19 protein-coding genes are annotated in these 23,596 nt (G+C 39.9%); 17 read left to right on the top strand and 2 right to left on the bottom strand.

The window, feature by feature from the left end:
- Positions 1–95 precede the first annotated feature (95 nt).
- The 14 genes from HYG79_RS11455 (at position 96) to HYG79_RS11390 (ending at position 17,664) form a co-directional block, all read left to right on the top strand.
- Complete coding sequence (locus tag HYG79_RS11455) at positions 96–4,106, top strand: FG-GAP-like repeat-containing protein (protein WP_179242226.1); 4,011 nt, start codon at positions 96–98, stop codon at positions 4,104–4,106.
- Positions 4,107–4,163: 57 nt separating this feature from the next.
- On the top strand, positions 4,164–4,313 hold the full coding sequence (locus tag HYG79_RS11450; RefSeq protein ID WP_179242225.1) for a hypothetical protein: 150 nt from the start codon (positions 4,164–4,166) through the stop codon (positions 4,311–4,313).
- 93 nt (positions 4,314–4,406) lie between these two features.
- Positions 4,407–5,705, top strand: a complete 1,299-nt coding sequence (locus tag HYG79_RS11445; protein WP_179242224.1) for an OmpA family protein — start codon at positions 4,407–4,409, stop codon at positions 5,703–5,705.
- A 17-nt stretch (positions 5,706–5,722) separates the two neighbouring features.
- Positions 5,723–6,415 (top strand): TapB family protein, encoded by a 693-nt coding sequence (locus HYG79_RS11440; RefSeq protein WP_179242223.1) that lies wholly within the window; start codon positions 5,723–5,725, stop codon positions 6,413–6,415.
- A 75-nt stretch (positions 6,416–6,490) separates the two neighbouring features.
- The gene (locus tag HYG79_RS11435; protein WP_179242222.1) at positions 6,491–9,460 is read left to right on the top strand and encodes a response regulator; all 2,970 of its coding nucleotides are present in this window, start codon (positions 6,491–6,493) and stop codon (positions 9,458–9,460) included.
- A 165-nt stretch (positions 9,461–9,625) separates the two neighbouring features.
- Positions 9,626–9,781, top strand: coding sequence for a hypothetical protein (locus tag HYG79_RS11430; protein WP_179242221.1), 156 nt, complete (start codon positions 9,626–9,628; stop codon positions 9,779–9,781).
- A complete protein-coding gene (locus HYG79_RS11425) occupies positions 9,778–10,146 on the top strand; it encodes a hypothetical protein (RefSeq protein ID WP_179242220.1) in 369 nt (122 codons plus the stop codon). Before HYG79_RS11430 ends, HYG79_RS11425 begins: the two co-directional genes overlap by 4 nt.
- A gap of 4 nt (positions 10,147–10,150) precedes the next feature.
- On the top strand, positions 10,151–10,948 hold the full coding sequence (locus HYG79_RS11420; RefSeq protein ID WP_179242219.1) for a DUF4412 domain-containing protein: 798 nt from the start codon (positions 10,151–10,153) through the stop codon (positions 10,946–10,948).
- A 9-nt stretch (positions 10,949–10,957) separates the two neighbouring features.
- Entirely contained in the window at positions 10,958–12,226 is a 1,269-nt protein-coding gene (locus HYG79_RS11415) for a Kelch repeat-containing protein (RefSeq protein WP_179242218.1), read from the top strand.
- 101 nt (positions 12,227–12,327) lie between these two features.
- Complete coding sequence (locus HYG79_RS11410; protein WP_179242217.1) at positions 12,328–12,954, top strand: hypothetical protein; 627 nt, start codon at positions 12,328–12,330, stop codon at positions 12,952–12,954.
- Positions 12,955–12,960: 6 nt separating this feature from the next.
- A complete protein-coding gene (locus tag HYG79_RS11405) occupies positions 12,961–14,910 on the top strand; it encodes a hypothetical protein (protein WP_179242216.1) in 1,950 nt (649 codons plus the stop codon).
- 7 nt (positions 14,911–14,917) lie between these two features.
- Positions 14,918–16,345 carry an OmpA family protein gene (locus HYG79_RS11400; RefSeq protein WP_179242215.1) on the top strand — a complete coding sequence of 476 codons (1,428 nt, stop codon included), beginning with the start codon at positions 14,918–14,920 and terminating at the stop codon, positions 16,343–16,345.
- Positions 16,346–16,359: 14 nt separating this feature from the next.
- Positions 16,360–17,025, top strand: coding sequence for a hypothetical protein (locus HYG79_RS11395; RefSeq protein WP_179242214.1), 666 nt, complete (start codon positions 16,360–16,362; stop codon positions 17,023–17,025).
- 69 nt (positions 17,026–17,094) lie between these two features.
- Entirely contained in the window at positions 17,095–17,664 is a 570-nt protein-coding gene (locus HYG79_RS11390; RefSeq protein ID WP_179242213.1) for a collagen-like protein, read from the top strand.
- Positions 17,665–17,707: 43 nt separating this feature from the next.
- On the opposite strand, the gene lipB is transcribed toward HYG79_RS11390, so the two are convergent.
- Both lipB and HYG79_RS11380 read right to left on the bottom strand, forming a co-directional pair.
- Complete coding sequence (lipB, locus tag HYG79_RS11385) at positions 17,708–18,424, bottom strand: lipoyl(octanoyl) transferase LipB (protein ID WP_179242212.1); 717 nt, start codon at positions 18,422–18,424, stop codon at positions 17,708–17,710.
- A 69-nt stretch (positions 18,425–18,493) separates the two neighbouring features.
- Positions 18,494–18,649 (bottom strand): YqaE/Pmp3 family membrane protein, encoded by a 156-nt coding sequence (locus HYG79_RS11380; protein ID WP_179242211.1) that lies wholly within the window; start codon positions 18,647–18,649, stop codon positions 18,494–18,496.
- 145 nt (positions 18,650–18,794) lie between these two features.
- On the opposite strand from HYG79_RS11380, the gene lysS reads away from it, so the two are divergent.
- The 3 genes from lysS to HYG79_RS11365 all read left to right on the top strand — a co-directional run bounded on the left by lysS (position 18,795) and on the right by HYG79_RS11365 (position 23,514).
- Positions 18,795–20,489 (top strand): lysine--tRNA ligase, encoded by a 1,695-nt coding sequence (gene lysS, locus HYG79_RS11375; RefSeq protein WP_179242210.1) that lies wholly within the window; start codon positions 18,795–18,797, stop codon positions 20,487–20,489.
- A 137-nt stretch (positions 20,490–20,626) separates the two neighbouring features.
- On the top strand, positions 20,627–22,027 hold the full coding sequence (locus tag HYG79_RS11370) for a PKD domain-containing protein (protein WP_179242209.1): 1,401 nt from the start codon (positions 20,627–20,629) through the stop codon (positions 22,025–22,027).
- A 56-nt stretch (positions 22,028–22,083) separates the two neighbouring features.
- Positions 22,084–23,514, top strand: a complete 1,431-nt coding sequence (locus tag HYG79_RS11365; RefSeq protein ID WP_179242208.1) for an SLC13 family permease — start codon at positions 22,084–22,086, stop codon at positions 23,512–23,514.
- Positions 23,515–23,596 lie beyond the last annotated feature (82 nt).

Here is a 23,596-nt window from a genome sequence, read left to right as displayed (position 1 = left end):
GAAACTTACGCTTAATTAGTTTACAAAAAGCTCAAACTGTTTGGTAACCAATAGAATATTTATATAAATTTGTAAGTTGTGAAATATTTAACATTATGGGAAAGGGTGTAGTCGTAATTATACTATTGTTATTTAGTAACAGTTTTTTTGGTCAAACACCAGTCTTCTCTAATATCACGGCATCCTCTGGAATTCAAGATGCTACAGAACTATCCCAGCCTTTCGGCTACGGTGCTTCTTTGGCTGATTTTGATAACGATGGTGACATCGACTTTTTTTTGGCAACAGATTCTGGAATACCAAACCGTCTGTATAGAAATGATGGTCAAGGTATTTTTTTGGATATAGCCTCAGAAGTCGGTTTAGCATCCCTAAAACCAAGCAATGCTTCATTGTGGTTTGACTACAATGGAGACCGCTTATTAGACCTATTGGTAGTTGGGAATTGTATTGATATAGATTGTGATTCTAAAATCATGGTTAGCTTATATCAACAAACTTTGGATGGGTATTTCACTGAAACCACTGAGCAAGCCGGTCTCACTTTCGGTAATATATACGATTCTGGTATCGCAAACCCTCTGATAACAACTGGAGGATTATCTGCGGGGGACATTAACAATGATGGGTTTTTAGATCTCTTTATTACCTTTTGGAAAGGTAAAAGTTCTTTCTTTTTGAACAATACCGATGGAACTTTTTCCAATATTAGTAGTTCTAGCCTTTTAGATACAACAACGAAGGACTACTGGCAACCAATGTTTTATGATTTTAATAAAGACGGTTTTCAAGACTTGTACATAAATGTTGATTTTAAACCTAATGAGCTATGGCTTAACAAAGGTGACAACACATTTGATGAAGTAGCCTCAACCGCAGGAGTTAATGGTGCTTTCAACGAAATGGGAATAGCTCTGGGAGATTATGACAATGACGGCGATTTTGACATCTATGCTACAAACATTACTATTGATGGCAAATACAACATCCTTTTGGAAAATAATTCTCAAGGCAATTCCCTGAAATTCACAGAAGTTTCTAGGTCTTTAGGGGTTTCAGATAGCGGTTGGGATTGGGGCACAACATTTTTTGATGCAAATAATGATGGATGGTTGGACTTAGCAACTACCAATGGATATATATCTTACCCTGCTGACAAATCCAGACTTTGGATCAATAATCAAGGGGAATCTTATGCCGACGTATCGAACGCTTCGGGTTTTAATGATAATTTATTTGCTACGACCTTGCTAGCTTTTGATATGGATAGAGATGGGGACCTTGATTTATTACAGACATTAAAAGAAAACGAAAGCAACAACAAACCTGTATTACTTTACGAGAATTCCTTAAATAATAATTCTAATGCTGGAAATTTTATTGTCATCAAACCAAGAATGTACGGCAGCAACCACTACTCGATAGGAGCAACGATTAAAATAAAATCGAATAATCTTCGTGGTACCCGCCTAATTTCTGCTGGTACCAGTTTTTATGGCCAAGAGCCAGCAGAAGCATTCTTCGGCCTTGGCACAAACAACAATGTAGAAGAAATAAGAATAGAATGGCCAGATAATACAGTAACAATATTAAAAAACGTTGAAGCAAATCAAGTTTTGACTGTTACAAACGAGACTACTGTTGAAGATATTCCTGGATGTACCGATTTCAACTCGTGTAATTATAATCCATTGGCAACAATAGATGACGGTAGTTGCCAATACGGTTCTTCAAACGAAATTTCAGGCCCTAAAGAATCGGGGCTTAGTCAGATAGAAACATATGTATATGTTTCTGATAATAATTCTCAATTAAAATGGAACGTTGAGGGTGGAAAAATAATTAATGGTCAAGACACAAATAGCATATCGGTTAAATGGGGACTTAGTGAAAACGGTAAAGTCTCTGTAACGGAGCAGAGTGAAAGTTGCTTTAATTCAACAAAGACTTTAGATGTGACATTAAACATCTATAACAGACCGCAAGATATATCAATAGCAAGAGTCTGGAATGAAGTGCTGTTGGAAGCTATACGAAATGATTTTGCAAGGCCGACGGTACACGCTAGAAATCTTTTTCACAGTAGTGTCGCCATGTATGACATTTGGGCAGTTTATCATGGAACAAATCCTTATTTATTAGGAAATGAAGTTCATGATTTTACTAGTACACTCAAAAATTTTATCCCGAAAGAAGATATTGATGTTTCATTGACAAAGTCCATAAGCTATGCCATGTACCGCTTGTTAAATCATCGTTTTCGAAATTCTCCTGGCGCTGACGAGTCATTATCTATGTTTAAGTCAGTAATGGATCAATTGGGTTATGATACCGATATTACATCAACAGATTATGAATCAGGCGAGGCAGCCAACTTTGGGAATTATGTAGCGCAAACACTTATAGATTATGGTTTAAACGATAATTCAAGAGAAACAACAGATTACGATAATTCTTTTTACAGCCCTGTAAATCCAAGTTTGGATTTAGATTCTTCAACATACATATCAACAGGAGTTATTGATCCAAATCGATGGCAACCCTTAAAATTCACAACTTTTGTAGACCAAAGCGGAAATTTAATTTCAGAGTCTACACCAACATTTTTAAGTCCAGAATGGGGAAATGTGAAACCTTTTGCCTTATTACCTCAAGATAAAGATATTTTTAGCAGGGACGGTTTTGACTTTACTGTTTATCACAATCCTAATGTCCCTCCAAAACTAAATTCACCGGAGCAATCTTCCAAAGATAATTATAAATGGAACTTTTCTTTAGTTTCAATATGGGGTTCTCATTTAGATCCGACAGATGGTGTTATGTGGGATATTTCCCCTAAATCCATTGGTAATGTGAATTTTAATTCATTTCCAGATTCTTTTACAGATTATTCAACGTTCTATGACGAGTTAAATGGCGGTGATGTCGGTAATGGGCATAGTATGAACCCAAAAACAGGTAATCCATATGAAGAGCAAATAGTTCCTAGAGGTGATTACACAAGGGTCTTAGCAGAATTCTGGGCAGATGGTCCTGATTCTGAAACGCCACCAGGTCACTGGTTTACTATTTTGAACTATGTAACAGACCACGAGCTTTTCACACGCAAGTTTAATGGTAAAGGTGATGAATTAAATATCTTGGAATGGGATGTGAAATCATACTTTATATTGGGTGGTGCCATGCACGATTCCGCTGTGAGTGCATGGTCGATTAAAGGTTGGCATGACTACATAAGGCCAATTTCCGCGATACGTTATATGTGTGAATTAGGCCAGAGTTCAGACACTATGCAACCCAATTATCATCCAGATGGCATCAAACTCAAAGATGGCTATATTGAAGTTATTGGACCTAATGACTCCTTGAGCGGGAATAATGGCGAGCACATAGGTAAGATTAAGTTGTATTCCTGGTTGGGACATAGTGCCATAAATAACTCGGAAACTGATGTAGCTGGGGTAGGTTGGGTTCTGGCAGAAAATTGGTGGCCATATCAACGCCCCAGTTTCGTAACGCCACCATTTGCCGGTTATGTCTCAGGCCACTCAACATTTTCCCGTGCTGCTGCAGAGGTGTTGACATTGATAACCGGAGACGAGTATTTTCCCGGTGGAATGGGTGAATTTGTTGCCAAGAAAGACGAATTTTTGGTATTTGAAAAAGGGCCTTCGGTTGATATCAAGCTACAGTGGGCCACTTACAAAGATGCATCAGACCAGACTAGTCTTTCCAGAATATGGGGGGGAATCCATCCGCCAGTTGATGATATTCCAGGCCGTGTAATTGGCAGAAAAATAGGTTTGAATGCATATAATTATGCACTTCCCTATTTTGAAAAGAATAAAATCAACTATACAGACAATAAAATTGAGACACTTGAAGCCGTCCTTTTCCCCAACCCGGTAGCAAATAAACTATTCATTAATGCAATAGAAGAAAAAAGTAAAATATCTATTTTTTCAATGAGTGGTCAGCTAGTCATGAATGGTTTGATAGATAAGGAATCCTCAGAATATGACCTAAGTAATTTGCCAATTGGTGTTTATGCGGTAAAAATATCTAACGAAAAACAAAGCATAAATAAGCTTATTATAAAAAAATAAATTTAATACTAGAGAAGAAAAACTTCTTGAACTAGCATGGCAATTATTTAAGTATTAATGACTAAGGATAGCCAAGCAAGGCCCATCCAAAGCTTTCCCGTTTTTGGCAACTCTACCATTGATCTGGCCGATATTGACAATGACTCAAAACTTGAACTTACGGTAAAGGACCAGGACAACTCGCTGATTGTCTACAAAATAAACTGATTATACATATTTTTTTACCGACTATACAGATTTCACACATTCGATTTGGCTTTTATTTAATTTTAAGACCAATCGTAAATTAAAGTACATACAATGAAATCTCTATTTACAATTTTACGTTCGGGATTACCCCTGATTTTTATCCTGGCGTTTATTCCCAACACAAATGCCCAAATCTGGAAAAAAATAAAAAAAAGAGCAAAGGAGACCGTTGAGCGAAAATTGGAGGAAAAAACAGAAAGGGAAACCGAAAAACAAATGGATAGTATTCTGTATCCCGAAAAAAAAGGGAAGCAACCAAAAAACGATGAAACACCCACTACCAAAAAGAACCCAACAAATGAAAGTGATACAGATATCCCTGACAATACAGGGATAGCTGAAAAAAAAGAAGAGATTGCCGTATACAGCAAATTTGATTTTGTACCTGGTGACAAATTGCTCTACTTCGATGATTTTGCCGACGATTTCGTTGGTGATTTTCCTTCAAAATGGAATACCAATGGCGGTGGCGAAGTTGTGATGATTGACGATGCAAGATGGTTTGACATGAAGATGTCATCCTACTACATCCCTGACGTGGAGCAACTCCCAGAAGAGTATACCATTGAGTTCGATATTTTCACGACAGGGGTCGACACAAAAACATCATCAACGGCAAAATTACATTTTATATTGGACGAAAGCGACAATTTTGGTTATGGGCAAAATGCTGTATATGCCTATCTACCCTTTTGCCAATACATAGCATCTTCATTGCGCATGTGGGGTCGAAAGGACAGGGAAAAAGTGATAGACAACAATATATCTGTCGATATTCGTAAGATTATGATGGATACCCCACATATTTCGGTAGCCGTCAACAAAGAACGTTTTCGCCTCTGGATCAACGAAAAAAAATATGTAGACATCCCTAGAATTGTACCAGCAGGGAAAATTACAACTTTCAAGTTAGAGCCTGTAGGTTTTAAAGACGGTAAAGAACGGTTGTTCATCACCAATCTAAAAATTGCAGAAGGCGGAATAGATTTACGCAAAAAGTTGATTTCGCAAGGTAATGTATCCACTAACGGGATTTTATTTGATTCCGGCTCATCAAACATACAACCACAGTCCATGGGCATAATACGTCAAATTTATCAAGTGTTGCAACAAGAAGGCAACATGAAGTTAAAGATAATCGGACATACCGATGCCGACGGTGCGGATGACACCAACATGAAGCTTTCAAAAGCCAGGGCCGAGGCCGTCAAAAACACATTGATATCAATTTATGGGGTTTCATCCGATAGACTTGTTTCCGAAGGCAAGGGTGAATCAGAACCCATAGGTGACAATAATACTGCCGATGGCAAGGCTAAAAACAGGCGTGTTGAATTCATAAAACTATAACCAAACAAAAAAATAATATGAAAAGTCTTATTTCTCATGTATTCGCCCTAATGGTGGGAATATGTATATCAAATGCACAGTCAGATTGCAGCCAGTATTACCCCTTAGAGGAAGGAGCCACCTTTGAATATACCTCTTATGGTAAAAAAGACAAGGTCGAAACCGTAGCAAATTATGAAATAGTAGAAGTGACCAACAGCGGTGCAACCACAAAAGCGATTATGGATATTACCATGAAAGACCATAAAGGAAAGGAGATATACAATACCGAGTATAGATTCAGCTGTACCGAAAACAAGGTAATGATCGATTATGAATCGCTGATACCCGCAAGTATGTTGGAAGGTTATAAGGATATGGAAATGGAAATCAGCGGCACCGATATTGAACTGCCCAACAACCTTTCTGTAGGTCAAGAACTCGAAGATGCCAATGTGGCCGTCAAAATCAGTATGGGCGGCATGAACATGAACATGAGTGTTGACCAAATCAATAGAAAGGTAGAAAAGCAGGAATCGGTCACTACCCCGGCAGGCACTTTTGATTGCATGGTCATCACCAATGACACCAAATCAAAAATGATGATGGCCAACCAAACCTTTTCCTCAAGACTATGGCTAGCCGAGGGCGTGGGTATGGTCAAACAAGAAACCTTTAATAAGAATGGGAAGCTGATGGGCAGTACTGTTTTGACGGCATACAGCAGATAAGTTAATTTTTTTAGTTTTTAAAGCCGAAGAAATACTTCGGTTTTTTTGCTTTACGCAAACCTCATATTTTAATTCATGAAAACATTCGTTGCAATGAAAGGCTTCATCCAAATAGTTTTTCTGTTTTTGTCAATTCTTGGTTTTGGTCAAGAATTGCACAGATTAGATTCGCTGAAAAAAGTTTTAAAGTATCAAATCAATGAGACTGATAAGCATAACTTATTAGTTTTGATTTTTGATAGCTACCTGTATGAGAATTTAGACTCTGCCAATCTCTACAAAAATCAAATTCTTGAATTTTCGCAAAACGATATTTTAAAAAAGATGGATGCTTATGGCCTCGCATCAAAATATCATTATTATAAATATGATATTGACAGCTCTCTGTTCTTTACCAAAAAAGCACTTGATTTGGCAATTAAAATAGATAGTGATAGCCTACAAGCAAACAACTATAGAAGATTAGCCATACTTTATAGTCGAAAATCAGATTATGAAAATGCGGAAAAATACGGTAAGCGTGCATTAGAAATTTCAAAATCTATCGGGGATTGGAATTTGATAGCGTCGGCCAATACTATGCTTGGCAATCAGTTTTACAAAAAAAACAATTATGATATTGCTTTAAAGTATTATTTGAAAGCTGATTCTATACATTCCACAAATAGAGACAAAAGCAGATTTGCAGCAATGGTTTATGACAACATAGGTTCTATTTATGCTGAACTGAAAGATGAAAGGGCATTGCGCTACATTGACAAGGCATTTACCACTTACTCGCATATTGATGACCAAGAAGGAAGGAATTATTCTTATATCCTAAGGGCTATTTATTATCAAACCGTAGGTAACAATGAAAAAGCAATTGAAAACTTGGAAACTGCAAAAGAATTTTATGAAAATTATGGAAACTCCTTTAGAACGAAAGAAATATATGGAAGACTGATTAATAATTATTCCTCTATCGGGGAATATCAGAAAGCTGAAAAATATTTAAAAAAGTCTGAGAGTCTAATAAGTGATTCAGATACAAATGAAAGCAAACTTGAACTGGCTATGAATGCTGGACAATTATATATTGACCAAGCAAAATACCTTAAGGCAATTGATTACTTCAATGATGCTCTTAGCCTCATTGAAGGAGGTGTAACGAATTTTCAACTATCATATATTAGGGAAATCAACAAAGGATTGGCAAAATCGCATGAAGGAATCGGAAACTATAAATTGGCCTATCTATACCAACAAGACCAATTGTCGATTACCGATAGCATCAATAAAAAAATCAATGTAGAGTTAACCAAAGACTTAGAAACAAAATATCAAACCGAACAAAAAGAACAAGAAATTGCACTCTTAAAATCTCAAAGCGAACTCGCAGAACAAAAACAAAAAAGCCAACGTAATCTACTGTTAGGAGGTATCGGACTCACGTCACTTGCCGGACTATTTTTATTTGTTCTCTACCAAAACCGTCAAAAGACCAACAAAAAATTGAGGGAATTGGATGTGGCCAAGTCCAACTTCTTCGCCAATATTTCCCATGAGTTACGCACGCCTCTCACCTTAATCAGAGGTCCTTTGGAAGCTCAGCTAGAACAAGATGATTTGAATCCGGCAGAAAAACAAAACCTGTCTATTGCCAAAAACAATACTGAACGCCTTGAGACTCTGGTGGAGCAATTACTGGATTTATCGAAGTTGGAATCAGGCCATTTTTCCTTACAGGTTTCTAATGGAGATTTGCCTGGCTTTCTGAAAACGTTATCGGAATCGTTTTCATACCAAGCCCTACAAAAAAAGCAGTTATTGGATGTTGTTATTTCAATTGATGACGACCACTATTGGTACGACCAAGACGTATTGCAAAAAATCGTGACCAATCTTTTGGGAAATGCGCTAAAGTACAGTCCGGAAAAAGCAAGCATCACATTTTGTGCTGAATTGGAAGCTGAACAATTGGCATTATCGATAAAAAATACGGGCGTAAACATCCCAAAAGAGGAACTGGCACAAATCTTCAACCGCTTTCACAGAGCACATGAAAACGAAACAGGCACGGGCATTGGCCTAGCGCTTACCAAAGAACTGGTAGAGCTGCATAAAGGCAGGATCATAGCTGAAAGCCGATTGGGTTCCGTGATTTTTTCTGTAAAACTCCCCATTGCCGAATCGGCCTTTATAGCATCGGAAAAATCGGTCACTATTCAAAATTACAAACCTGTTTATAATGTTTCTTCTGTTGAAGTCCCGTTTAAAGTAATTACATCCGACCAAAGTGTACCAAACGGCGAACAACCTATTCTTCTTGTCGTTGATGACAATACAGATGTGCGCACGTATGTTTCTTCCCTGTTTGACAATACATTCCATATCATTATGGCAGAGAACGGCAAAACCGGATTCCGCACTGCCCTAGAGCATGTGCCCGACTTAATTATCACTGATTTAATGATGCCTGAAGATGACGGACTGAAATTGACCCAAAATTGTAAAATGCACAATGCCACATCACACATACCCATCATTATGCTCACCGCCAAGGCAGGAGATGAAAACCGCTTGGAAGGGCTTGAAACCGGTGCCGATGCCTACCTGACCAAACCATTCAACAATAAAATTCTAAAACAAACGGTCAACAACCTTCTGGAGAACCGCAAAAGACTACAGGAACGTTTTAGCAAAGAGGTTATACTCACCCCTAAGGAAATTTCCATAGGTTCACACGATGAACGTTTTTTGAATGCCCTTCAAGATGTTCTTGACAATCAATTGGTCGAATCCAATTTTAACGCCGAAGCTTTTGCCAAAGCACTGGGCATGAGCCGTATGCAATTGCATCGAAAACTTAAGGCACTTACGGGCCAGGCCACTACCGAATTCATACGAAGCCAGCGCTTGAAACTCGCTGCTGACCTTCTCAAAAAATCCAATGCCAGCGTTTCTGAAATTGGCTATACCGTAGGTTTCAACAACCACTCCCACTTTTCTAAATGTTTTAAAGAGCATTTTGGCGTAGCCCCTTCCGATTACATGCATTCTTGAGATTTAATATTTTTCTTTCATATATGTAAATAATTGTTTTTCAATTAGTTATTTCTATTGTTACATATAACAAAGCATTGGTTACATCTGTGCTAGCCATGATAATGCCTTACTTCTACTTTTGGCCTGAACAGTTGGGGATGTCATAAACCGATTGACTCAAACATGAAGAAAAAAAAGACAAAACTCATGGGCCATCTCCCTAAAATGCCCAAATGTGAAATATACCTCAATGTGGCCCGTCTCAATGATGGCAATTATGAATTGAAGATTATAGACAAGAATCGGTTGCTTAAAAAAACAAAATTCAGAAAACAATGAAAACCACAGTCGTATTACAAATTACTATAGTGCTATTGTTGGTACAAGTTGGCCAAGCACAGCAAAAGAAATCACAGCAGGCAAAAGACACCACTAAACAGATGAATTTGGTCGAAGCCCAGTTTGATGTATTCAAAACTGTTTTTGGAGGTGATAAGAACAAGGATAACTCATTAGCAGGATTCGAAAATTATGAACAAATGCTATTACAGTCAGATTTTGACCCTAAATTAAAAGAAAACCTCCTTCAACAATACAGGCTCATTGAATCCAATACAGAACCTAAACAAAAAGATTCTTTAAAGCTGGTCTTTGCCCAACAGTTGAAAAAGGCAATGGCCGAATCACCAAAACGAAAAAACTAATACCATGAGAAACATTACAACACTATTGATTTGTTTAATAGTGGTTTCAAGCCACGGCCAATTCTTAAAGAAATTGGGCAAAAAGGCAAAACAGGCAGTAGAGCGCACCATTGAACGACGTGTTGAAAGTGAAACCTCAAAGAAGACCGACCAGACCATTGATTCAGTTTTTCATAAAAAAAATCCCACTCATAATAGAGCCACCAAAACACCAGAAAAGTATCATTTTGACAGTTATTATAAGATCCAGTTGGTACAGAAAAAAGACACATTATTGATAACCTCATACTTTGGTGAAGATGAAAATGTGCTGGGCAGCAGTATCGAAATACAGCCCGGCGAAAAAGCGCTATCGGTCATTGATCTCAACCAAAACAAAATACACAGTTTTATGGACTTGGGCGACCAGAAAACTAAGACCAGCATTGCGTTTTCACCCAATAAGATTGAGGATGCCACAGATATGACAGCTATTGATGTTTCAGCTACTGGTGAAGAAAAGGAAATCCTTGGTTATCGCTGCAAAGGTTATAAGGTGCAGGGTAAGGAATACCATGGTATCGTCTGGGTCACCGATGAGACCGAGATTCGCTATCCCGGCGGATTTTCAGAACTACAGATCAAAAACGCCAAACATTCTGGTGTCGACCATAAGTGGATGACCCTAATTGATGGCCTTGCCCTTGAGATGGACATGACCGTGACCAATAAAAAAAAACCGCAGAAAGTACACATGTTGTGTGTAGAGTTGGGCCCGACCGATATGAAGATAGACACCAATACCTATAAAAGCGCCTTTTAAATTTTAAATATGAAAAAAAACATATCAAAAATTAGCTTGTCCATAATAATTAGCATACCATTTTTCATTGCTTCTTGCGGAAAAGATGATGAGGACAACACAACAGCTGTTGAAAATCAACCCCCAAATGCATTTGAACTGGTCGAAGTTATCAATGGGGCCAATGAGGTTGATTTATTTCCCAGCTTTCAATGGAACACTGCCAGTGACCCTGAAAATGATGAAGTCACATATTCGCTTTTTTTAGATACCGACGAACAACCATCAACTTTGATTGCCGAAAATTTATCAAGTACTAATTTCACACTGAGTGATAGACTATTTGTATTGACCGATTATTATTGGAAGGTTATCGCAAAGGACAGTCAAGGCAACCAGACCGAAAGTGAAACTTTTCATTTCAGAACAAGAAATCTAAACTTCCCAGAGAACGCCCTAGTTGACGAAGCATCATTTTTAGCTAGATGGGGACATTCCACACTGGCCTTTGAAAATCAACTTTGGTTGATAGCGGGGTATACTGGTATTTCACGTAATGATATATGGAGGTCTTCAAACGGTGTCGACTGGATGGAAGTCAATGCAGAAGCTGCTTTCTCGGCCAGACGTGCTCATGCTTCCGTAATTTTTGATGATAAAATGTGGGTTATAGGTGGTAGAGACGGTTTTGGAAAGAAAAACGATGTTTGGTATTCTTCCGATGGCATCACTTGGACCGAAGCTACGCCTGAAGCCGCATTTTCTCCAAGAGACAGTCATAAGGCAGTAGTGTTTGATGGCAAGATATGGGTCATTGCAGGCGAAGATGATACGTCAAGAAAAAATGATGTCTGGTACTCTACAAATGGGGTAGAATGGGTCGAAGCAACTTCCAGTGCTCCTTTTTCTGTAAGAGAACGATTCGGTGCCATGGTATTCAGAGACAAAGTCTGGATATTGGGAGCGAGGGATGGCGAAACAAGAAAAAACGATATCTGGTTTTCCTCAGATGGAGTCAATTGGACGGAAGCTACCTCCAATGCCGAATTTTCAGATAGGTCTGGTTTCGCATCGGTAGAATTTGATGATAAAATATGGGTGATCGGGGGTTATGATGTGGAATTCAAAAATGATATTTGGTACTCTTCAAATGGTACAAATTGGTTTGAAGCAACTCCAAATGCGTTCTTTCCTGCAAGAAACCGGCACTCTTCAGTAGTCTTTGACAATAAAATTTGGGTTATCGGTGGTTTTGGTGGTGGTAATTTAAGGTATAACGACGTGTGGGCATTTGATTGAAAAAAGAAACTAAATATTCAATGGAACTCCATTTAATATTATGGTGAGGCCAAACCCTTTACAATAAATGGACATTTATAAATCTTTTAAAATACAATCTGATGCAAAGAAAAATAATACCCGTACTCTTATTCTCGGTATTGCTTTCCTGTGGAGAAGCTTCTAAAAAAACTGAAAAAAACCAAAAAAATAAAGAGACAACTACAAAAGAGGAAACCAAGACCTTGCCCAGTGGCAATTACACCACACTATTGGTCGACTATCAATGCGGTATGGATGCTTCTGAGTTCGCCAAGACCATTGGTGTTTCAGAAAGCGATGTAAGCGTTTCAGACTATCAAAAACCAAACTTCTGTTCCTTTGACCTTGAGGGTTTCGGAAAAAATAAATTGGGTGACCCCACTACTATTCTATGGGAACCTACACCCAGTTCAAAAGACCAAAACAAGAGAGAGATTCAGGGCGCACTGAAGAATCAAGAAAAATATCCTGAACAGGCCATGCAGGGCATTGGCATTGAGCTCGCTGAAACCGGGGATGCCTATATCTTTCGCCAGCCCCATGTGGGCCGCGTGCTTATCTACAATGAAAACTATGATAATGCTTTTCTGATTTCGTACGGCGTTAAAAGTGAAGCCATGACCGACCGTACCGAAGCACAGCACCAAGAGCTTACCCAGAAGATGGTAATACTTACAAACTACTTATTGAAAAAACATAGAAAATAAATGGTCATGAAAAGTACTTACTCGAAAACAATAAGATTGGTTTATTTGGTTTTTCTCTTATTTGGAGCCACCGTAACCAGCCAAGAGGATAAGGGGTTCATTCCCCCCTCCATAGATGACGAAGACATTCCCATAGTAAAAGAAGAGTTGCCCGTACCCGAAGATGACCAAGACTATACCGTGCGTTTTTTTAAGGGGATTACCGATGGTGTCGAAAGCCGTATTGCCATTAAAGGTTTGGGCTATATTCTCCGGTCCTCCATGGTTCATGTTATTTCAGAAGATGGCCGAAAACTTGACGTCAAAATCGTTAAAAATGACTGGGAAGATATACACCGCGAAGGAGCTACCAAAAACGGTGAATATAAGGTCAACTTTAGAACCGCATTACAATTTGGAATTATCATATCATCGCCTGAAAAGGGGATTCCGTTCGTGGTGGCAGTCTCAGCAGGCCGCGAGTTATTTCCCGCCAGCAATCTTTTTGTTGACGCTTCCACGATGAAATCGGTTTCTTCGAACGAAATAATGGATACGGAAGGAAACACAAACGCCACGACTTCTAGTGCAGCGTCGGAATCTTCCAGTACGTTTACCTACTATATTATACCGATAGCGATTCTTGTACTTGGTATAATCGTTTTTTTATTTTTCCGTAAAAAAAGAAAAGGAGCTGCTACAGTCATCGCACTGCTCTTTTTTATTCCAATGGCTGAGGCGGGAATTGTGCAAGGCTTGGGAAACTCCATTTCTGGAAAGACCATAGCCAATGTGGCGGAAAAGTTACTGGATGCCGTCGGTAAGGAATATGGTTCTGGACGAAGAAACCACTATGATGTTTTGAGTCCTAGTGATACTGATTTCGAACCTTTGCTCGATCCTGCTGGTCAACCCTCGTTGCCGACCAGTTGCAACGAAACTGCCAGAAGAAGTGAGCAGAACTATGGCGGTGAGGATTCCCAGTCTAAAAATTCACCGAACAGTTCGAGCAGTGGAACTTCCGACGGTGAACCGGACACTTCCGATTCTAATGAAAAAGACGAAAACATTGATGAAGCCTTGGCCAAAGCCGAAGAACGAAAAGAGCGAGGTCTCAAGCAAGCCAAAGAAATTCGAAATACCATGATTGAAGCACAGCTTTCGACATTCAATACTTCCAATCAAGCCATTACCCAACAATACAACGCCGACATTAGAAATGCCAATGGTGATCCAAATGCCATTGCCAGTGCCACAGAAAGGTATCAAAATGATATCAACTCCATCACAAGGGCTCTCGAACGAGGTCGCTCGAATGCATCATCGAACTACACAACTTCGGTTTCTGAAGTTATGTCAGGCTATGCAAGGGAAGTTGCTGCAATACAACAAAGACAAAACGACTCAGGTGACAGTTCAAACAATGATGGTTCTGAAAATTTCGGGGATGGTAAAGATAAAGATCGTAGCGATAAAAAAGACCCAGACAGAAATCAAGACAAGCAAGACCAAGTTGATGCTTCAAAAGATGGTGGCAACGGTACAAAATCATCGGAAGTCGATAATAAAGATGGAGTTTCTGAAGAAGAAGGCTCAGAAAACAAAGAAGGTTGTGACTGCCTCGCCCGTGCCTATGACAACCTTCACGAACAGCGGTATAGATTGGAAAAATTGCTCAAAATTGGCCAGCATACCAAAAAAGTGACCGATTTCGGTCTTTCCTTCGGAGATAATTTCTCAGGTATACACCCTGTTTCTGGTTTGGCGTGGCAAAAAGAACGTGCCAAAGTCTTGAAATCGATAGAAGAATTTGATAAGACCTATAAAAATAAGCATAATGAACTGACACAGCGGCTGTACAATGTGCTACTGGAAATAGATGCCTGTGAAAAAAAACTGGGTGAAGAAAACTGGTACAGCAAATACGGCTTTATCTACCATGAATTTATGAAGCAGCGGTACGCCACCTACAAATAGCATGATGATGAATACACGACGACCTTTTGCAATCTTTACGATTTTGGTGTTAGGGCTATTGGCCTGCAACGAAAGCCCGAAGAAGAATACAATTCAAAATGACCAAGGCAAGGCAGTTGAAGAACCTGACCTTCGAGAAGCAACCGAAGACTTGGAGGAGGCCATGGAGGACATCGACATTGATGAACTCATGAAAGGTATGGGCGACCTAATGTCGGGCGGGGCCAAAGATTCTACAAGCCAGGGACTGTTTACCGAAAAAGGGGCTTTAAACCTCGAACTCCTAAGAAGCGATAAAGGGGCCTACGCCCGGCAATTATTCGCCAAAATGGTTGGGGTCAGCGAAAAGGAAGTACAGATAGCCCTTACGGCCATGCCCGATAACAATATCGTCAGCGTCAAACATGCCGAAGACATTGAGCAGAGTTTGAGCAATCCTGAAGTCGAGGCGTATATCGCCAGTGGTGAAGCATCACAAAACTTTATCGAACTGCTCGAAGAAAGTAAGACCGAGGCCAAAGTGCGTACGACCAATTTTAAGGCTAGGGCCGAAAAAGCGAAGAGAGCATTTTACAAACTGAATCCATCTTGGTTTGCCCTGACCAAAAATATGGAGGACACTTACGTGGATTCGCGAAAGGAAATGGTTTATCTACCTATGGGCACACTTTCGTTCGCTGATTCAGTAGTGTTTTTTAAACCAGGTGAGCCTGACGGATTCTTTCCAGAAAGATGTTTGGGAACTTCTCAAGGTGATGCTGATTTACAAACAGACTGTACAATTCTTGGTTCTGGAGGCTCTATCGTACTTTTTTTTAAGGATAATGCCATAACGGATGTCAATGGTCCTGATATTTTCGTGTTCGAACAGGGTGCTGCTATAGAACCTACAAATCTTCAGCTTAGCAAAGATGGTCAAAGTTGGATTGACATCGGAAAAGTGGAAGGAGGTACTGGCTTAAAAGATATTACGGATTATGTAAAGCCTGGCGAAACCTTTAATTATATAAAAATAACCGATTTAAAGACTAGTTTCGGGCCACCGCCCGGCGCAGACATTGATGCCGTGGCAGCCATTGGCGGTGCCCTACGCATGAGCTTGGACAGTGCCGTGCTCTTTGATACGGGAGAACATGAACTCAAACCCGAAGGTGCCAAAGCGATACGTAAACTGGCCCAACAAATACAGGACATTCCCAAGGGTACCATTACCGTGGAAGGGCATACCGATGATGTGGGCAGTGACCAAACAAACCTAGTGCTTTCCAAAAAAAGGGCAGCAACCGTAGCTGCTGAACTCAGAAAATCCATAAACAACTCCAGCTTCAAATGGAAGGAAGTAGGTCTTGGTGAAACCAGCCCATTAGCACCCAATGAGAATGATGGAAACCGTCGAAAAAATAGGCGTGTTGAGATTTTGGTTGCTCCGTTCTAAGATAAAATGTTGTAATGAAAGAAATCTTGTTCATACTATCGGTTGCGCTTTTTCAAATACCTACAATGGCGCAAACTGCTAAAACAGACCTAAGCGATTTGGTAAAAACATTCAACACTAAGGTCAAGCCCACTATTTCACTAAAATTGAACGGGGACACCATATCCTTTGAAATCCTAGGGGATAAAATGTTGTATTACAGGCCTAAAAAACCAACAGGTTTAAAATTATCGAGCTCCCGAGGAATAAAACGTAGCGAAGGCTCTACGTCGTGGCATCATCAGTTCAATTCAATCACGGCTACGTCATCACATTTTCAATCTACACCAAAAAATCATTTACAGCTGATATTCACTTTTGCCGGCAAGAAAGAACATATTATCCACGCAAAAAAAGGTTTGCAAGGGTGCATCGTCAGTGGAGCAGACTATATGCCCCTTGATATCATATGGTCTGGCCATAGGGAAATCGTACTAAGTTTTGACCATGAGAACTTAAACAATCATACGCTTAAGGTGCAGAAGGTTTCATTAAATGGCACTTTAAAACGAATGGATGGGAAACGGATATCCCATGAATTTACAATGGTATTGACTAAAAAAATACATAGTGTATTTAAAGATTTCCTTGATTCGGAATCTGTAATCAAATCCATTCAAAATAGCACTCTAAAACCATAGTTCAACTGTTTTAAAAGGTTCCCCAAATAAACAATTAAAACTATTTTTTAATATTAAAATTTTAAAATCATGAAAAAAGTAATCTTAAAGACAAAATTATTTCTAATGGCACTCAGCACAATACTTATATTTTCTTGCTCTGCCGAGGATGGTGAAGATGGTACTATTGGACCACAGGGGCCGCAAGGTGAGCAAGGGCCTGCGGGACAAGATGGTGCTGACGGTGAGAATGGTGAAGATGGCAATGCCAATGTTATTGCATCAGGGTGGACCTCAACCGATTTTGGTGACACGTACAGTGGTTTCTTAGCGAACAGTTTTTCAATCGATGATTCCAGAATTACTGCTGAGGTTGTAGACTCCTATGCAATTCTAGCATATTATAAAGATTCATTTGATAATGTAAGAGCCTTGCCCATAACGAACCAAAGTTGGGACATGTACTACACTATTAATGCAGATGATGCCGAAATACGTTTTCTAGTTACGGATAATACGGATAATGCGGCTGCTATACCACCAAGCGGTGAGGTAAGGTATGTACTTGTTGAATCTTCAACCAGTGCCAAAAACACAAACGTTGACCTTAGGAAAATGTCCTACGCAGAAGCGATGGATTATTTAGGTTTGCAGCACTAAGCTAACGCAATTCAATGACTAAATGGCAAACAAAAACCTCGGCTCACACCGGGGTTTTTTGTTTTACCAATTCCGCCTTGAAAAGAGCTTCAAAATGCCTGAGGAGTTTTTGTTTGACCTCATCCATATCAACTTGCTGTTTCCCCAATTCTATATTTAATGAAGTTACGGCCTTGTCCTTAATCCCACAGGGAATCATCAGATCAAAATACCCTAAATCGGCATTTACGTTCAATGCAAAACCGTGCATGGTGACCCAACGGGAAGCCCTAACGCCCATGGCACATATTTTACGGGCAAACGGGGTGCCAACATCCAACCAAACTCCGGTTTCACCGCCGGAACGTTCAGCTTTTAACCCATATTCAGCCAAGGTCAAAATGACCATTTCTTCCAAAAAACGTAAGTATTTGTGAATATCGGTAAAGAAGTTGTCAAGGTCCAAAATAGGGTAGCCCACGATTTGCCCGGGACCGTGATAGGTAATGTCCCCTCCCCGATTGATTTTGTAGAACTTGGCCCCTTTTTCTTCCAAAACCTTTTCGCCGACCAAGAGATTACCTATATCACCGCTTTTACCCAAGGTATATACATGAGGATGCTCAACGAACAAAAAATGATTGGGCGTTTCCAAACCTGCTCCTTCCCTTCTGTTCTTGATTTTTATAGCTATGATATTTTCAAAAAGCCCCTCTTGATAGTCCCAGGTTTTTTTGTAATCCTGTAGACCCAAGTCTTCTAAGACAACCTTCTTGTTCATGGGAACAAAGGTAGTAAAAAGTTGAGCGAACGATCTTGAATTCTACTTCATTCGTAGCGTATATTAAGGCTAGTTAGGATTGTTCAAGATTACCAAAGCTGCGATTACCCCAGGAACCCATCCGCAGAAAGTAAGCAAAAGTACGATCAGGAAAGAACCACAACCTTTTCCTATAACGGACAGCGGCGGAAAAACAATGGCCAATAAAACACGAAAAAAACTCATTGATTTAGGATTTTTTTGATTGATGTATGTATTTGACGCAAAATCACCTGATTTGTTACAGTATATCCAAAGCAAAATTTTAGACTTTATTTGAATTGATAGATTTGCCCAAACCACCTATATTTGCAGCCTTAAATCGCAACAAATGCAACTTTCGGAACAAGAAATCATTAGAAGGGAAAAATTGGCCAAGCTCAGGGAAATGGGCATTGATCCCTACCCGGCAGCTTTATATCCTGTAGATGCTACTTCTAAAAGTATAAAAACCGATTTTACCCAAGGTAAAAAAGTAGTGATTTCCGGGAGGTTGATGTCGCGCCGTATCCAAGGCAAAGCTTCGTTTGCCGAGTTACAGGATAGTGAGGGTAGAATACAGGTTTACTTCAATCGCGATGAGATTTGTCCGGGAGAAGATAAAACACTGTATAACGAGGTGTACAAAAAACTGTTGGATATTGGTGATATTATTGGTGTCGAAGGCGAACTTTTTACCACCCAAGTGGGCGAAAAAACCGTTATGGTAAAAAACTTTACCATGCTCAGTAAGGCATTGCGCCCTTTACCCCTACCCAAAAAAGATGCCGAAGGCAATGTGTACGATGAATTTAACGATTCCGAATTAAGGTATAGGCAACGGTATGTTGACTTGGTCGTAAATCCTAAAGTCAAGGACACTTTCATCAAACGCACCAAAATCACGAACAGTATACGCCAATTTTATAATGAAAGAGGCTATTTAGAGGTGGAAACCCCGATTTTACAACCCATTCCCGGTGGTGCGGCGGCACGTCCGTTTTTAACGCACCATAATGCCCTAAATATTCCCTTGTATCTTCGTATTGCGAATGAATTGTACCTAAAGAGACTGATCGTTGGTGGTTTTGACGGAGTTTATGAGTTTTCAAAGGATTTTCGTAACGAAGGTATGGACAGGACCCATAATCCCGAATTTACCGTTATGGAACTCTACGTAGCCTACAAGGACTACAATTGGATGATGGACACTACCGAACAGTTATTGGAAAAAGTAGCCATTGATGCCAACGGAACTTCCAAAGTAACCGTAGGGGAAAATGAAATAGAATTTAAGGCCCCCTATGCCAGAGTGCCCATTCTCAAAGCGATAAAAACACATACCGGAGTAGATGTTTCCGGGATGGATGAGATACAGTTGCGTGAAACCGCAAAAAGTCTGGGCATTGAAGTAGACGACACTATGGGCGTTGGCAAATTGATAGATGAGATTTTTGGCGAAAAATGTGAACACCACTACATACAGCCAACCTTCATAACCGACTATCCGAAAGAAATGAGCCCGTTGACCAAGGAGCATAGGAACAATCCGGCCCTGACCGAGCGTTTTGAACTAATGGTCAACGGTAAAGAGCTCGCCAACTGCTATTCCGAGCTCAACGACCCTATAGATCAGCGCCAACGTTTTGAAGAGCAGCTGAAACTATCCGAAAAAGGAGACGATGAGGCCATGTTCATTGATCAGGACTTTTTGCGCGCTTTGGAATACGGTATGCCGCCTACTTCTGGTATTGGTATCGGCATAGATCGTTTGGTCATGTTATTGACCAACAATTCCTCCATACAGGAAGTATTGTTCTTTCCACAAATGCGCCCAGAGAAAAAACCCTTGGAACTCTCCGAAAACGAAAAAACCATTTTCGATATCATCAAAAAGACAAAAACAATGCCTTTAAATGATTTGAAAGAGGCTGCAAATCTGAGTAATAAAGCTTGGGACAAAGGCATAAAAGGCTTAAACAAATTAGGCCTAACGAAAGTTTACAAAGAAGCAGATGCTTTGCTATGTACCCTAGAAGAGCGTTAAACACCGATGATAAAAATCGTTTAACTGCTTTAAAATCAAAATATTGTGCGTTTTGTTAAAGAAACATGCATCTCATCGATTTTAAGAAAATTCATTCGATAGATTTTTTATCTTAGTGATACCCAAATCCTATCATTATGAAAAAAATCTACTTTACGGGCTTATGCCTTTTGTCCATTATGGCATGTACCAAGGAAACCGCTTCCCCAAATTCCGACCCTGATTCCATCCCAGAATCCGATGCCAAATTAAAAGCTTGCTTTACCGTTAGTAAAGACACCGTATCAATAGGGGAAAGCCTAACGATAAACAGTTGTTCCAAAAATGCCATATCGTTCAAATACGACTTCGGAAACGGTACGCAAAGTTCTGAAGAAGCACCGGTATTCACAGATCAAGAAGGCGGTGCCTACACCATTGAACTTACCGTGAAAAACGAGGCCGGAGATACCGAAACCTTTAATTATCCCGTTTACGTGAAACCCGCGAAGGAACATTATTTTTTCCCCGATATAGCGGATGGTTTTTCTACGGTTTCCTTGGAAACAGGTATAAATATAGCAAACAATACCTATTATTCCCTGCAATTGGTGGAAGATGCCGGGACTTCAAAATTTTATTATTCAGAGATTGATGAAAACTACCAATCTACATCCAATTATATTGCCGACAAACAATTTAATTCCAATAGTGCGTTCTTAAACGTTTTCCCCAGTGGAAACAAAAATTTTCACTTTTCAAGAACCTTGGCTGATTTTTATGGCACCCATGAGGTAACCTACAATAACGCCTGGGGTTTTCTCAACGGAATAAACTCAGCTACCAAACACAAGTACGGATGCATAGCCGATGGCAGTTTTTATTTATACTATGGGGCAAAAAAGGTTGACGGGGTATACAAAACGGCCATTGAACGCAGAAACAGCTCCGGGGATGCTTTTGAAGAGTTTATAAATCCCATAGGGGATGCCGATAGTATGTTGGGCGATTTGATACTGACCGAAAGCGGCTACGTAGCCTTTGGTGCAAAATTCAACAAAAATACTACATCACCTTCCATAAGCGGATACAAACCCATTTTGGTATTTTATGATACCGCATTGAACGTTACTTCGCACATTGTTTTGGAAGAGTCCGTTTTGGACACTAAAATAAATTCGGCCAATGACCTCAATGGCACCTTTCACCTTGAGCAGTTGACCAACGGTAACTTGGTTTGCTACGGTAATGGCGAACTGATAATTACAAATGCTTCTGGAAGCCCTATCAAAACACATTATTTTGAGGGAACAAACAACAACCAGGCGTTATTGGCCTTGGGAGATACTTTTATCGTGTCCTCAAAAGAGTACTTGAGAAAGTTTGATGCCAATGGCAATAGCATCAAAAATCTCAAATACAAGGGTTTGCATTTACCGGAAATCATTGAAAAAGAAGACAGATTGTTTTTTATCGGCGGTTACTCCCATGAAGAAAAAACCAGGATATTCTATGGCGCAACGGATAAGGACCTACAACTAATAGATGTAAACAAATAACATATTTTTAAAACTAGGTTAAAAAGTATAGCTTAGGGGCCATTAAACGATTGTAGATGCACCTAAGTAAAAAACTGGGACTTATCTCCGGGCCGATACTTTTCCTGATACTGATAAACTTACCGTTGTACTTGGTTTCCGCTAAAGGAGACGCTGTAATCGCTGTCGCCGTATGGATGATTATTTGGTGGATCACCGAAGCCGTATCCATATCCGTTACGGCACTTTTACCGCTTATACTACTGCCGTTATTGAAAATAATGGATGTGACCGAAGTCGGGGCGAATTACGGCAGCCCTATCATTTTTCTGTTTTTTGGCGGTTTTGTAATGGCACTGGCCCTGGAGAAGGTAAATCTACATAGGCGCATAGCCTTAAATATCATTAAATTAACAGGTACAACACCCAATAAAGTGGTACTTGGTTTTATGATCGCTACCGCATCATTGAGCATGTGGATCAGCAATACTGCTAGTACGGTGGTCATGCTGCCTATTGCCATGTCCGTCATCGGTCTGCTGATACATGATGCTGACGGCTTTACGAAAAGCGACCAAAACTTTGCGCTTTGCGTTATGCTGGGCATTGCCTTTTCAGCCAATGCGGGAGGTATCGCCACGGTTATCGGCACGCCCCCAAATTCGGTTTTGATAGGTCTTTTGGAGAACGAATACAATATTGAGATATCCTTTTTAAAGTGGATGGTCATTGGGCTGCCTTTTTCCGCGATCATGATTGCCATTAGTTACTTGGTATTGGTCAAGTGGATGTTTCCGAACAAACAGCTCAGATTTACTGCCAGTAAAGATGTTATCGATTTGGAACTGAAGAAACTGGGACCTACTTCGGGCAAGGAAAAAATGGTGTTGGTCATTTTTGGTGTCACGGTTTTTTTGTGGGTTTTCAGGACCTTGATAAACAAAATCTTTCCAGAACTGGGATTGTCCGATACCATTATAAGCATGATTGCGGCGGTTTCTTTGTTTGGCATCCCCTACAACATTAAAAAAGGGGATTTTATCCTGCACTGGAAGGATACCGAAAAACTGGCCTGGGGTATTTTGGTGCTCTTTGGGGGTGGTTTGGCATTGGCCAAGGGCATGTCCGTCAGCGGTATCGTAGATATGGTCGCCGGTGGTATAGCTGAAAGTGATATCAGTATTTTGTTTACCGCTGCCCTATTGATATTCTTAATGCTTTTTATGACCGAACTTATGAGCAACGTGGCACTTGTGGCCGTTTTGGCCCCAGTGGTGGCGGGGATAGCCATAGGTTTGGAAATACCGCTGCTGTATTTGTTGATTCCCGTAACCATAGCCAGTAGTTGTGCCTTTATGCTGCCCATGGCCACTCCGCCCAACGCCATAGTTTTTGCTAGTGGTCATATAAAAGTGCATCAAATGGCGCGTGTGGGTATTATATTGAACCTTATAGCCGTTGTACTGTTGATACTTATGTTTCAGTTCGTAATACCGTATATATTCTAAAAAATAAAACCTCTGCCAAAGGCAAAGGTTTTAAATTGACTAAATCGAAAATTGATTAAATGAATAATATTCTCTAACTAAT

It is taken from the genome of Costertonia aggregata (assembly GCF_013402795.1).
Taxonomy (GTDB): Bacteria; Bacteroidota; Bacteroidia; order Flavobacteriales; family Flavobacteriaceae; genus Costertonia; species Costertonia aggregata.
Note: the sequence above shows the minus strand (reverse complement) of the source record. Positions and strands in the feature narration are given on the sequence as shown.

What these genes read in the sequence shown, in the direction of transcription:
- HYG79_RS11380 (WP_179242211.1), bottom strand. Translation starts at nt 18,649, where the DNA reads ATGAGTTTTTTTCGTGTTTTATTGGCCATTGTTTTTCCGCCGCTGTCC.
- HYG79_RS11450 (WP_179242225.1), top strand. Translation starts at nt 4,164, where the DNA reads ATGACTAAGGATAGCCAAGCAAGGCCCATCCAAAGCTTTCCCGTTTTT.
- HYG79_RS11445 (WP_179242224.1), top strand. Translation starts at nt 4,407, where the DNA reads ATGAAATCTCTATTTACAATTTTACGTTCGGGATTACCCCTGATTTTT.
- HYG79_RS11405 (WP_179242216.1), top strand. Translation starts at nt 12,961, where the DNA reads ATGAAAAGTACTTACTCGAAAACAATAAGATTGGTTTATTTGGTTTTT.
- HYG79_RS11365 (WP_179242208.1), top strand. Translation starts at nt 22,084, where the DNA reads ATGCACCTAAGTAAAAAACTGGGACTTATCTCCGGGCCGATACTTTTC.
- HYG79_RS11415 (WP_179242218.1), top strand. Translation starts at nt 10,958, where the DNA reads ATGAAAAAAAACATATCAAAAATTAGCTTGTCCATAATAATTAGCATA.
- lipB (WP_179242212.1), bottom strand. Translation starts at nt 18,424, where the DNA reads ATGAACAAGAAGGTTGTCTTAGAAGACTTGGGTCTACAGGATTACAAA.
- HYG79_RS11420 (WP_179242219.1), top strand. Translation starts at nt 10,151, where the DNA reads ATGAGAAACATTACAACACTATTGATTTGTTTAATAGTGGTTTCAAGC.
- HYG79_RS11455 (WP_179242226.1), top strand. Translation starts at nt 96, where the DNA reads ATGGGAAAGGGTGTAGTCGTAATTATACTATTGTTATTTAGTAACAGT.
- HYG79_RS11395 (WP_179242214.1), top strand. Translation starts at nt 16,360, where the DNA reads ATGAAAGAAATCTTGTTCATACTATCGGTTGCGCTTTTTCAAATACCT.
- lysS (WP_179242210.1), top strand. Translation starts at nt 18,795, where the DNA reads ATGCAACTTTCGGAACAAGAAATCATTAGAAGGGAAAAATTGGCCAAG.
- HYG79_RS11440 (WP_179242223.1), top strand. Translation starts at nt 5,723, where the DNA reads ATGAAAAGTCTTATTTCTCATGTATTCGCCCTAATGGTGGGAATATGT.
- HYG79_RS11425 (WP_179242220.1), top strand. Translation starts at nt 9,778, where the DNA reads ATGAAAACCACAGTCGTATTACAAATTACTATAGTGCTATTGTTGGTA.
- HYG79_RS11410 (WP_179242217.1), top strand. Translation starts at nt 12,328, where the DNA reads ATGCAAAGAAAAATAATACCCGTACTCTTATTCTCGGTATTGCTTTCC.
- HYG79_RS11390 (WP_179242213.1), top strand. Translation starts at nt 17,095, where the DNA reads ATGAAAAAAGTAATCTTAAAGACAAAATTATTTCTAATGGCACTCAGC.
- HYG79_RS11435 (WP_179242222.1), top strand. Translation starts at nt 6,491, where the DNA reads ATGAAAACATTCGTTGCAATGAAAGGCTTCATCCAAATAGTTTTTCTG.
- HYG79_RS11400 (WP_179242215.1), top strand. Translation starts at nt 14,918, where the DNA reads ATGAATACACGACGACCTTTTGCAATCTTTACGATTTTGGTGTTAGGG.
- HYG79_RS11370 (WP_179242209.1), top strand. Translation starts at nt 20,627, where the DNA reads ATGAAAAAAATCTACTTTACGGGCTTATGCCTTTTGTCCATTATGGCA.
- HYG79_RS11430 (WP_179242221.1), top strand. Translation starts at nt 9,626, where the DNA reads ATGAAGAAAAAAAAGACAAAACTCATGGGCCATCTCCCTAAAATGCCC.